At 63.4% G+C, this 11,659-nt stretch carries 8 protein-coding genes and 1 pseudogene; 5 read left to right on the top strand and 4 right to left on the bottom strand.

Annotated elements, in window-relative coordinates:
- The 4 genes and pseudogenes from JHC81_RS01095 to JHC81_RS01080 form a co-directional block, all read right to left on the bottom strand.
- Positions 1-5,269, bottom strand: a pseudogene (locus JHC81_RS01095) (hypothetical protein); the annotation flags it as partial.
- Between the two features lie 79 nt (positions 5,270-5,348).
- A complete protein-coding gene (ettA, locus tag JHC81_RS01090) occupies positions 5,349-7,016 on the bottom strand; it encodes an energy-dependent translational throttle protein EttA (RefSeq protein ID WP_292169593.1) in 1,668 nt (555 codons plus the stop codon).
- Positions 7,017-7,135: 119 nt separating this feature from the next.
- Positions 7,136-7,771 (bottom strand): DUF1109 domain-containing protein, encoded by a 636-nt coding sequence (locus JHC81_RS01085; RefSeq protein ID WP_292169592.1) that lies wholly within the window; start codon positions 7,769-7,771, stop codon positions 7,136-7,138.
- A complete protein-coding gene (locus JHC81_RS01080; protein ID WP_292169590.1) occupies positions 7,761-8,327 on the bottom strand; it encodes a sigma-70 family RNA polymerase sigma factor in 567 nt (188 codons plus the stop codon). The genes JHC81_RS01085 and JHC81_RS01080 overlap by 11 nt, the downstream gene beginning before the upstream one ends.
- A 161-nt stretch (positions 8,328-8,488) precedes the next feature.
- Between JHC81_RS01080 and JHC81_RS01075 the strand changes: the two genes are divergently transcribed.
- From JHC81_RS01075 to JHC81_RS01055, 5 genes are read left to right on the top strand one after another with little or no spacing between them, the layout of a single operon-like run.
- Positions 8,489-8,791 carry a DUF2282 domain-containing protein gene (locus JHC81_RS01075; RefSeq protein WP_292169589.1) on the top strand — a complete coding sequence of 101 codons (303 nt, stop codon included), beginning with the start codon at positions 8,489-8,491 and terminating at the stop codon, positions 8,789-8,791.
- Positions 8,792-8,804: 13 nt separating this feature from the next.
- Positions 8,805-9,671: a DUF692 domain-containing protein gene (locus tag JHC81_RS01070; protein ID WP_292169588.1), complete on the top strand. Its 867-nt coding sequence runs from the start codon at positions 8,805-8,807 to the stop codon at positions 9,669-9,671.
- Positions 9,664-10,401, top strand: coding sequence for a DNA-binding domain-containing protein (locus JHC81_RS01065; protein WP_292169586.1), 738 nt, complete (start codon positions 9,664-9,666; stop codon positions 10,399-10,401). The genes JHC81_RS01070 and JHC81_RS01065 overlap by 8 nt, the downstream gene beginning before the upstream one ends.
- A gap of 10 nt (positions 10,402-10,411) precedes the next feature.
- Positions 10,412-10,870 carry a DoxX family protein gene (locus JHC81_RS01060; RefSeq protein ID WP_292169584.1) on the top strand — a complete coding sequence of 153 codons (459 nt, stop codon included), beginning with the start codon at positions 10,412-10,414 and terminating at the stop codon, positions 10,868-10,870.
- Positions 10,871-10,930: 60 nt separating this feature from the next.
- A complete protein-coding gene (locus JHC81_RS01055) occupies positions 10,931-11,656 on the top strand; it encodes an AraC family transcriptional regulator (RefSeq protein WP_292169582.1) in 726 nt (241 codons plus the stop codon).
- Positions 11,657-11,659: the final 3 nt, after the last annotated feature.

The following is an 11,659-nucleotide window of genomic DNA, read 5'->3' as shown; positions in this document are numbered from 1 at the left end:
GACTGGCCACCACGCCACCCGCCGCGCCGCCATAGTCCGCCGTGTCGACCCCGGCCCCGCCGATCAGCGTGTCACTGCCGGCTCCTCCGATCAGCCGGTCGTTGCCGTCTTTGCCGGACAGAATATCCGTGCCGCTGTAACCACGGATCACATCAGCGTCCGCTGTCCCGACAAGATTATCATCGATGCGGGTCCCAGATATTTGAGTGGGAGGGAGCAGCAAGCCTGCCATGTCATAGAGACCGTCGGAGAAGCGCAGCCGTTCGACCCCGGTCAAGGTGTCGGTGCCGTCGGGACCGATGACGGTCGTCATGCCGCCCAAGGTGCTGATGGTGTAGGCCGAGCGAGGACCAGAGAAGACCGCTATGTCGTTTCCAACATCCCGGTCTCCGCCACGGCCACCACTGATCCTGTCGTTGCCACTGCCACCGATCAGGGTGTCGTCGCCCGCGTCGCCGTACAGATTGTCGTCGCCGCCTTGTCCATACAGTGTGTCTGCACCGTCGTATCCTGACAGCTCGTTAGACGCATCGTTGCCGTAGATTACGTTGTCGCCACTACTGCCGCCTACAAAATAGGCACCAAAGCCACCCGACATCATGCCTGAGAAATTTTCGATGCGGAGGTCTTCGATCTTGACGTCAAGAAGCAAAACTTTTTCTTCCAGATATCCTCCGGGTCCGGTCATGACCCGAATGGAGACGCTGTTGGTCTGTCCCCCCTCAGCCAGGAAAGCCAGACCCAGTTCAAACAGGTTTTCTCCACGCGCCACATTTGGGAACAGGTTTGCAATATAGGGCCAGAGATCAATCTGGTCGCCACCCACACCGGGCGAGAAGTCAGTGATCGTTCCTACACCAATATTGGGCATCTCCGGGTTGTTCGGAACCACTTGAAACGTGTCCTGACCACTGCCGCCCGTGAAGCGACCACCCGCATGCGTTTCGTCCATGACGATTATGTCGTCGCCCGCACCACCATCGACAGTGACTTCGTAAGCTCCGCGCACCGAAATCACGTCGTTGCCTTCGCCGCCGCGCACCGTCACCCTGTCGATCGCGACACCGCTGGTGGCGAAATCGATGATGTCGTTGCCGTCCCCACCATCCAGCAAGGTTCGTGTCGGGTCGCGTGAAGGCGCGGTGTTATTGCCGGTATTGGCTGCGGCCCGGACGGACAGGATGTCGTTGCCTCCATCGCCGAAAAGCTGGCTGTTGCCTGCTCCGCCATTCAGCCGGTCTGCACCCTCACCACCATGAATGACGTCGTCGCCATCCAGGCCATTTAGAATGTCATTGCCATCATTGCCGTTCATGACGTCGTGAAAGTTGGAGCCGGTCGAGGTTTCACCTGCGGCGGTGCCATCAAAAGTGAACACTGGCCGCGCCGCGGACACGGTCTGGTCCGAGAACCGCAGCCACTCCACGTTCATGACCCGTGTCGTGCCGTCGGTACCGGTGACCGTGACGCCGTCGTCGGCATCATCCGTCCAGCTGAGAGTGTAGTTGGCGCGCGCCCCAGAAAATCCGGCGGTGTCCACACCGTCTGCACCATCCAGCAGATCGGAACCGCCTCGACCCTCCAGTAGGTCATCGCCATCGGCACCGAAGAGGATGTTGGCTCCTGAGGTTCCCAGAAGGACATCGTCGTGGGCCGAGCCAGCGAGGCGCTCGATGCCGCTCAGAGTGTCCATGCCGCCGCCCAATGTGTTTTGCACACCGGTCAGGCTGAGATCGAGGCGCACAGCCGACAAGGCATCGCCGTAGTCAGCCGTGTCTAGCCCGCCGCCGCCGTTCAGATTGTCGGCCCCCGCACCACCGCGCAGCGTGTCGTCGCCCGTTCCTCCGTTTAGCGAATCTGTGCCTCGGCCGCCGTGCAGGACATCGTCGCCTTCTCCGCCGTCAATCTGATCGTCTCCATCTCTGCCGTCCAGGATATCGACGCCACCCAGTCCACTCATCGTATCGGCCCTGTCGGTACCGAGGCGAATATCGGCATTGGCGGTGCCCTGGTATTGCAGACCGCCAGTGTTGGCGGTGGGGGTGGTCGCTGGCGGGGTTCCGTAACGGATGGCAGCTTCCCACCCTTCTACCGGGTTCAGGCTTATCACTCGCAGGCCGGACACGAGCTGGGAGCCGCTGATCTGCCAGTTCTGAGAACCTGTCAGATAGATCAGATCGCCTTCGGCCGGATTGAAATCGACAATGCGGTCGCTGCCCGTGCCATCGGTGCTGGCGTCGCCGAAAATGAAAATGTCAGCCCCAGCACCGCCATACAGGATGTCTAGCCCGGAGCCGCCGGTGAGCCGATCCGCACCGTCGCCACCCATCAGAATGTCGTTGTCGGCCCCACCGATCAGGATGTCGTCGCCGCCCTCGCCGATAAGACGATCAAGGCCGGAACCTCCTGTCAGCGTATCGTTGCCGGCGCTTCCGGTAACCAGGTCAGCCGTAGTGGCACCTGGCGGTGCGACGGGAACGGGCGGGCCGGATGGTGCGACTACCGGACCGCTCCATGTCGGGAGCGATTCATAGTTGAACCACGTCGTGATGGCCGATGTGGCCAGGACATTCTTCAGAAGAATGGAGTCGGTCCCGGACAGGCGTAAGAGCGTGTCGTTGCCGACCTGCTCGATGCTCTGCCACCGACCGTTTCCGATCAGCCTCAACTGGTCCGTGCTGACGTTGAAGTCGGTAATGACGTCGTGCCCATCGCCTGTCGCAAAGAGGAAAACATCCGAGCCATTGCCGCCGGTGAGGACGTCGTTGCCGCCGCCCCCTGCGATGATGTCGTTGTCGCCGCCACCGTCGATGCGATCAATGCCGGAACCGCCATAGACGGTGTCCCGCCCGTCGCCTGCGAACACGCCGGCCGCCTGGTAGCCGCCTCGACCGTCGAACAGGTCGTCACCATGACGTAGCCGGACCTCGCCGGTAATCAGGCCCGTGTTGTAAAAGGCATCGCCGTTCTCGCTCAGCGAGACGATACCGCGCAACTCACCGCCATTTCTCAAGGTCTGGATAGGGAGTCCAGATGGGCTGTGATTGTCGCTCATCGAGCCAAAAAAGATCGCATAGTCGGCCTCGACGATACCCGTGTTGGTAAAGCCCGTCGTGCCGGCATACCCAGAGAAGCTATAGCTGACGCCAATGCTGTCCATCTCGACGGTGTCGTCGGTGACTGTGATCGTGCCGGTGTTGACGGCCGTTCTCGCGTTCGCGAAATACATTCCTGCACCCGCGTCGTGGCTGTGAACCTCGATCGTGCCAGTGTTCCAGATCGTTCCGTTGCCACCCGAATGGAGACCGCGGCCCCATCCGTCGGCCGTGACCGAGATGCGACCGGTATTGACGATGCTCTGGCCAAAGATGCCGTAGGTATTGCCCCCACCGGAAGCCTCGATCAGCCCGTCGTTGAAGGCGTTATCGGCGACACCGGCCGTCCCATAAGTGAGGGCGGTGCCGTGGTTGACGACGGAAATAACCCCGGTCGCGCTGTTATGGAACGTGTCTCTATCGCTGAAGCCGGATGAGAAGCTCGCAATCGCGCTTACCTCGAAGCGCTCTGATGTCGTCTCATACCGGATCTCTCCGGCATTCCAGACAGAGGGACGATAGCCGCCGACGTCCTGGGCGTCGTAGAGGAGAATGCCGGTATTGACGGCCCACCCGCCGGAATAGGCGACGCGCGGATTGGTCAGGATCAGTTGTTCACCGGCTTCGAAAACGAAGTCTTCGCCGGTCAGCACGGGCTGGGTCTGCGGAGCAGAGAGTTCGCGTGGCAGCGGTGACGAACTGAACGTCAACCGTCCCGGCGTGAGATCGGCGACCTGCATGTTGCGTATCAGGATGCTGTCGGTGTCAGACAGCATCACGCGGACATCGGCACCACTCTGGACGATCGATTGCGCCGAGGAAAAGCCGTGGATGGACAAAAGGTCGTCGGCGTCGAAGTCTTCGATGACGTCCCGGCCATCGCCGGTCGTGAACAGAAAGACATCTGCTCCCACATTGCCGGTGAGCCGATCATCGCCGGTGCCGCCGACAATGATGTCGTCACCCTTGCCGCCATCGATGATGTCGTTGCCGGCCATGCCCTCGAGCACGTTTTCGCCAGCAGTACCGGTTATCCGATCGCCATATGTGCTGCCATAAACGCCTTCGAAGTTTCGAACGCGGTCGGCCCCCGTTCCATCCGAGGTACCGGCGGCCAGATCGACAACCACACCCCGTGTGGCATCCAGAAAGTACAGGGTGTCGAAGCCGCTGCCGCCGTCCAGCACATCCGCGCCGCGGCCCCCACCGATGATGTCGTCGCCGCCGCCGCCATGGATGGCATCCGCACCTTCGCCGCCGAACAGATAATCAGTATTGTCGGAGCCGATCAGCGCATCATTGCCGTCTTGGCCCTCTATCGCGTCCTGCTGGATGCCTGTTCCAAAAAACAGATCGTCGCCGTGACCCAAAAGAACGGGTCCGGTTATCAAGCCGTGATTGATGACGGCGTCGGCCCCGAAGGCCGTATAGATTGCGCCTCGCATCTGCCCGTCGCTGCCGTTTGTGACGACGTCGAAAATACCTCTCACCGATGCCCGGGTTCCGCCGTCATAAGCGAAGTAGGCATAGTCTGCCTGGATCACGCCGGTGTTCAGCATGTCCATGCGGTCGGTGTAATAGGCGTTGGTCAGCCAGCCTATGCTGACGCCGCCGGGCGTCGTTGAGACGGCCGAGATCACGCCTGAGTTCTGATAAGTTCCATAATCCAGCGCGCTGACGCCCACGGCCTGAAAACCCGCACGCACGTTGATTGAGCCGGAGTTGTGGACATCGGCACGGTTCGCAAAGATGCCGGTACCAAATTCGCCCGCCTCAATGTCCACTTGGCCCCGATTCAAGGCGACACCTTCGAGAACATCAATGCCGATTGCGTCCTGACGAGACCGCGCAAAAATTCGGCCATCGTTCACCGCATGGGCGGCAGTTATCGCTTTTACAGTCACCGGCAGATAGGCGAGGGGAGGACCATCATACTCGCTGACGACGGACAGCAAGCCGGATAGATCGTTCAGAGCAACCCGGGCGCTAACACCTGTAAGATTCTGAGGTGTTGATAAATGGATTGCTCCCGCGTTCCGGTAAGCTATCCCTCCTTGGGGCACTGGCCCGCCTACCACGATGCTGTAGTCGCTGGATGCGCCAAAAACGTCGGGCCACCAGAACGACAGACGCTGGCCGAACGGCAGCTGAAAACTTCCCTGATAGGCAGGCATCCGACATTCCCCCCGACGCTCGTGACATCGGGTTAGGTATCAGCGTAACGTCAGGCTGAACAGTCCGTTCGGGCGGTTGCTACCGCCCGAACTTCTGGAATTTGATCCGGTGCGGGATCAGGCTTTCGACGCCCAGGCGACGCTTCTTGTCTTCCTCATAGGCTTCGAAATTGCCCTCGAACCATTCGACGTGGCTGTCGCCTTCGAAGGCCAGGATGTGGGTGGCCAGGCGGTCCAGGAACCAGCGGTCGTGGGAGATCACCACGGCGCAGCCGGCGAAGCCTTCGAGGGCTTCTTCGAGGTTCTGGAGCGTCTCGATGTCCAGGTCGTTGGTCGGTTCGTCGAGCAGCAGCAGATTGCCGCCGGTGGCTAGGGTCTTGGCCAGGTGCACGCGGTTACGCTCACCGCCGGACAGTTGGCCGACCTTCTTCTGCTGGTCGCCGCCCTTGAAGTTGAAGCTGCCGACATAGGCGCGGGTGTTGATCTCGCGCTTGCCGACCATCATCACGTCGGTGCCGCCGCTGATCGCCTGCCAGATGGTCTCGTCCGGCTTCAGGTCGTCGCGCGACTGGTCGACATAGGCCAGTTTGACCGTCTCGCCGACCTTGATCGAACCGGCGTCGGGCTGTTCCTGGCCCGTGATCAGGCGGAACAGGGTCGACTTACCCGCACCGTTGGGGCCGATGACGCCGACGATGCCGTTGGGCGGCAGCTTGAACGACAGGTCCTTGAACAGCAGCTTGTCGCCATAGGATTTCTGCAGGCCCTCGGCCTCCAGCACCACATTGCCCAGGCGCGGGCCGGGCGGGATCTGGATGACGGCGTGGGTCTGGGCCCCGCGCATGCTTTCCTGCTCGTCCACCATCCGCTCATAGGCGGCCAGACGGGCCTTGGACTTGGCCTGACGGGCCTTGGCGCCCGAACGGACCCATTCCAGTTCGCGGGTCAGGGCGCGCTGGCGGGCTTCGGATTCCGACTGCTCCTGCACGACGCGCTTGGTCTTGGCTTCCAGCCAGCTGGAGTAGTTGCCCTCGTGCGGGTGGCCCTTGCCGCGGTCCAGCTCCAGTGTCCACTTGGTCACCAGGTCCAGGAAGTAGCGGTCGTGGGTCACCAGGATGACGCAGCCGGGGAAGGCCTCCAGGTGGTGCTGCAACCAGGCGACGCTCTCGGCGTCGAGGTGGTTGGTCGGTTCGTCGAGCAGCAGCATGTCGGGCTTCGAGAGCAGCAGGCGGGCCAGGGCCACGCGGCGCTTCTCACCCCCGGACAGATTGGTCACCGCCCAGTCGTCAGGCGGGCAGCGCAGGGCGTCCATGGCCATTTCGATGCGGCTGTCGATGTCCCAGACGTCGCCGGCGTCGATTTTTTCCTGAAGGGCGGTCATCTCCTCCATCAGCTCGTCGGAATAGTTCTCGGCCATCTCCATGGCGATGGCATTGAAGCGGTTGACCCACTGTTTCTCCTCGCACCAGGCCTCGACGTTCTCGCGGACATTCAGGCTGTCGTCGAGCTGGGGCTCCTGCTCCAGATAGCCGCGCTTGATGCCGTCGGCGGCGCGGGCCTCGCCGTTGAACTCGGTGTCCAGGCCAGCCATGATCTTGAGCAGGGTGGACTTGCCCGAGCCGTTGACGCCGACCACGCCGATTTTGGCGTCGTTGTAGAAGCTCAGCCAGATGTTCTCGAAGATCTTCTTGCCGCCGGGAAAGGTCTTGGTCAGACCCTGCATCTGGAAAATATATTGCTGCGCCATGAGGTGCGTCGCGCCCTGTCGTTCGATCGGATGGGGAGATAGGCGCGGGATGTAGCGACCCCAGCGCCGGGTGGCAAACCTCTAGCGACCGGGCAGGGCGGTTTGAAGGCGCGATCGCCCTACCAGCGGAAGACCCGTCGGCCAATCAGGGCCCCAATGGCCACGGCGATCGCCATGCCAAGGGTGTACCAGACCGCGACGAAGGAGGCCGTACGCTCCGGGCAGTGCAGGCCATACAGGGTCGTGGCCAGGGCTGCGGTCAGCAGGCCGGCGGCGGCCCCGGCCAGCATGGGTCGGGTCGGAGCGAAGGCCCGTGCGGCCCAGAAGACGAACGGAGCCGCGATCAGGCTGAGCAAGACGATATTGGGCGCACAGACGCGGGCGCTGTCACCCATGACGGCGGGCATGCGGTCGGGCATTGGCATGGCGATCAGCTCGTAAGCGGCCAAGCCCAGAACGGCGGTCAGGATCAGGCCCAGGGCGACCAGAGGCGCGCGCGCACTGACGCCGGGCCGGCCCAGACGGTCCAGAAGCCAGAAGCCCGAGATGGCCAGGGCGATCGTATAGGCCGCCTTGGCCCAGAAGGTCGGGCCCTGCATGGCCAGCATCAGATCCGAGCGAAAGCCCAGCCAGAGGCCGACGGCGATCAGGACCAGCACAGCTGCGGGCACCAGCCAGAGCAGCAGCCGACGCTCCGGCCGCCGGGCAGGGGGCAGGTCGGCCGACAAGGCGGTGATCAGGTCGTCAGTCTTCATCGGAAATCCCTTCATGCACCTGTGAGGGTGCAAATCGGGCGGTCAGGGTCTTCAGGCTGCGGTGGACGCTGACCTTGGCGGCGGCGACGGAATAGCCGTGGCGTTCTGCGGCCTCTGCGACCGACAGGCCCTGCACCCGGATGTCCTCGATCAGGCGACGCTGGCGCACGGGCAGGAGAGCCAGAACGCGGGTCAGGTCGTGCCTTGCCGCGCCATCCTCGACGGTGTGATCGGCGAACAGGTCGCCGGCGTCGTCCAGCGGGGCGGTCGGGCGGCGACCTTGACGGCGCAGGTGATCGATCAGCTTGTGGCGAGCGATCGAGAAGGCCCAGGCCGTGAAGGGCTGGCTGGTATCCCAGGTCGCACGTTTGGCGTGGATGGCGATCAATGTCTCCTGCACCAGATCCTCGGCGTCTGCCGCTCCGTCATAAAGGCGTCGGGTGAAGAACGGCCGCAGATGGCCGCCCATGTCCGTCAACAGCACGCGCCAGGCCCCTGCGTCACCCGCAAGGCCACGCACCATCAAGGCTTTCAGATGAGCTTCGCGATCTGTCACGTCATGGGGTCCATACGCGCGCGTCGAGCAAAGGGTTACAGTCCGTCTGCCGAAAATTCGACGCGATTTTTTCCAGCGTGGCTGTAACCGCCGGACGGGCCCCGGCGAATGGGGAGGTGTGACCGGACGACCGGCCACCACCCTTTCAAAGGAGCCTTCTGATGAACGCCAAGACCCTGACCTCTACCGGCCTGGTCGCCGTCGCCCTGGCCGCCGGTGCCAGCGCCGCCTATGCCCAATCCTCGCAGAACAACAACCGCCAGGCCCCGGCCCCCGCCGTCGAGAAATGCTATGGCGTCGCCATGGCGGGCAAGAACGACTGTGCCGCCGGCCCCGGCACGACCTGCGCCGGCACCTCGGTGCGCAACTATCAGGGCAACGCCTGGAAGAACGTCCCGCGCGGCACCTGCACCTCCATCCGCACGCCGGCGGGCAATGGTTCGCTGACCCCGATCACCCGCTGATCGGATCAGGCGAATGACCCACAGGCCGGCTGCGGTTCCCCCTTCTGCCCCCACGGCGGGGCTGGGGCTGAAATCCGTCCATTACGAAGAAGCCCTGGCCGCGTCGGCGGCCGGTCTGTGGTTCGAGGTCCATGCGGAGAATTACATGGTCGATGGCGGGCCCCGGCTAACCTGGCTGAACGCCATCCGTCAGGACAAGCCCTTGTCCCTGCACGGGGTCGGACTGTCGCTGGCGGGCGATCAGGCGCCGGATGAGGATCATCTGGCACGGTTGAAGGCCTTGTCGGATCGGTTCGAGCCTTTCGTCGTGTCCGAACATCTGGCCTGGTCGCGGCGTGGCGAGGTCTATCATCCCGATCTGCTGCCCTTCGTGCGCAGCCGCGGCATGCTGGACCAGATCTGCGCCAACGTCTCGCGCACTCAGGACGTGCTGGGGCGGCAAATCCTGATCGAAAATCCCTCCCACTATCTGGACCTTCGAGGTCACGAGATGTCGGAGCCGGAACTGCTGGGCGAGATGGTCCGGCGCACAGGTTGCGGCCTGTTGCTGGACATCAACAACGTCCATGTCAGCGCCAACAATCTGGGCACCTCGGCCCTGGACTATCTGAATGCCCTGCCGGTCGAGGCGATCGGCGAAATTCATCTGGCCGGGCATGACCCCGATCCGGAGCACGGCGAGCGACTGCTGATCGACAGCCATGCCGCTCCGGTCTCCCAACCCGTCTGGGCACTCTACGCCCGCACCATCGCCCGCATCGGGCCGCGTCCGACGTTGATCGAGCGCGACGACAACCTTCCGGCCTTTGCAGATCTGATGATCGAGCGGGACCGCGCCGACGCCGTGCTGGTCGCGGTAGAGGAGGCGCTGCGTGCCTGAAGCATTTCACCGAGCGCTCGACGCCGCGGTCACCGGACCGGATCAAACGCTTGTGCCATGGCTGGCAGGCGATGGGGCCGGATTGGCGGTCTATCGCAACACCGTCGCCAAGGGGCGTGTCGACGCCCTGGCCGGTCTGTTCCCCACGGTCCAGCGGCTGGTCGGGGAGGACTGGTTCCGTGACGCCGCACTGATCTTCGCCGCCGAGCATCCGCCGACCGGTCCCGTTCTGGACGATTATGGGCAGGCGTTTCCGGCCTGGCTGGCCCGGTTGGAGCCTGCGCAATCCCTGCCGTATCTGCCGACGGTCGCGCGGATGGATCTGGCCTGGAGCCGGGCCCATCGCGCCGCCGATGGACCCGTGCTGACGGCTGACGGTCTGGACGGGCGCGACCTGTTCGGTTCACGCGCCACACTGCATCCCTCGGTCCAGCTGTTCTGGTTCGACTGGACCGCGCCCTCAATCTGGCTGGCCAACCGACCGGACAGCGCGCCGGATCAGGTGGTCGACTGGACCGACAGTCCCGAAGGCCTGGTCATCCATCGACCCGACATGACCGTGCTTCACCGGCGGCTGTCGCGCGTCGAATGGCTGTTCCTCGACGGCTGCCGCCGCGAGCTGCCGCTCGGCCGGGTGGCGCTGGAGGTCCAGGGACAAGCCCCCGATACCGACATCGCCCGCCTTTTCTCCGGCCTGCTGAGTGCGGGCCTGTTCACCCATCTGATCTGAAAGTCCGACCATGACCGACACTGTCGCCCATGCCGCCGTGCGTCCCGCCCTGGCCTTCATCCCCGACCTGATCGCGCGGCTTCTTCCAGCGCCCGTCATCAGCCTGATCATTCGCGTCGCGATCGCCGCCGTCTTCTTCCTGTCCGGCCGGACCAAGGTGGAGGGTCTCCTGGATATCACCGACAGCACCTACAGCCTGTTCGCTACCGAATATCAGGTGCCTCTGATCCCCAGCGATATTGCGGCCTTGCTGGCGACCTGGTCGGAGCATCTGTTTCCCATTCTGATCGTGCTGGGTCTGATGACGCGGGTTTCCGCATTGGCCCTGCTGGGCATGACGCTGGTGATCCAGATCTTCGTCTATCCGCTCGGTTGGCCGACCCACCTGCTGTGGGGCGCGCTGCTGCTCTATCTCGTCCGTTTCGGCGCGGGCCCGCTCAGCCTGGACCGGCTGCTGCGAATTCCCTGACCGCGAGCGCATCCAATTTCACCGCTGGCGGCCTCTGCCATGGTTGGAGGTGCGCCCGTCATGCCGATCAGAAAAGTCCTTTCCGCAGGCTGCGGCCGAACGGTGATGCTCAGTCACTATGCGGCCGGTGAGGAATGCCGGGCGCATCGCCATCCTCAGGCGCAGCGCTCGCTGCTGCTGGCGGGAAGCTATGTCGAAGACAGCGAGGCCGGGCGGCGCGAAGTGCGGTTTCGGACCCTGAGTATCAAGCCTGCGGGTTTCGAACATGAGGACGAGTTCGGGCGTGCAGGGGCGCTGATTCTGTCAGTCCAGCACGAAGCCGGTGAAGGGGGAGCTAGCGATTACCATCTTTCGGCCTGGCCCAAGTCCATGCCGCCTCTAGCCATGACGGTGGGGGAGGGGGTCGGCCACGCATCGACTGGCGGTCCTTCTCCGGACACCGAAGGGTCGGCTCGTATCCCCTCGTTAGCTCAGCCCTGGCTCACGGAGACGCGCCAGCGTCTGCTGGACCACCCGCAAGTCGCCGTAACGACACTGGCTCGGACGCTGGGAAAACATCCGGTCCATCTGGCCCGACAGTTCCGCACGACGTTTGGAGAAACACCGTCCGAAGTCCGACAGCATGCACGCAGCGCACGTGCGATCGATCAGATCGTGCGATCTTCGCATAAACTTTCTGACATCGCTTTCGATGTAGGCTTTTCCGACCAGGCGCACATGACAAGGGCGCTGAAGGCCATGACGGGGTGGACGCCCGCGGATTTGAGGCGGGTCCTCGCGCATTGAGCC

It is taken from the genome of Brevundimonas sp. (assembly GCF_016463295.1).
Lineage (GTDB): Bacteria > Pseudomonadota > Alphaproteobacteria > Caulobacterales > Caulobacteraceae > Brevundimonas.
Note: the sequence above shows the minus strand (reverse complement) of the source record. Positions and strands in the feature narration are given on the sequence as shown.

Excerpts from the sequence above, each read along its gene's own strand:
- ettA (WP_292169593.1), bottom strand. The coding sequence starts at position 7,016 with ATGGCGCAGCAATATATTTTCCAGATGCAGGGTCTGACCAAGACCTTT.
- JHC81_RS01085 (WP_292169592.1), bottom strand. The coding sequence starts at position 7,771 with ATGAAGACTGACGACCTGATCACCGCCTTGTCGGCCGACCTGCCCCCT.
- JHC81_RS01075 (WP_292169589.1), top strand. The coding sequence starts at position 8,489 with ATGAACGCCAAGACCCTGACCTCTACCGGCCTGGTCGCCGTCGCCCTG.
- JHC81_RS01070 (WP_292169588.1), top strand. The coding sequence starts at position 8,805 with ATGACCCACAGGCCGGCTGCGGTTCCCCCTTCTGCCCCCACGGCGGGG.
- JHC81_RS01060 (WP_292169584.1), top strand. The coding sequence starts at position 10,412 with ATGACCGACACTGTCGCCCATGCCGCCGTGCGTCCCGCCCTGGCCTTC.
- JHC81_RS01055 (WP_292169582.1), top strand. The coding sequence starts at position 10,931 with ATGCCGATCAGAAAAGTCCTTTCCGCAGGCTGCGGCCGAACGGTGATG.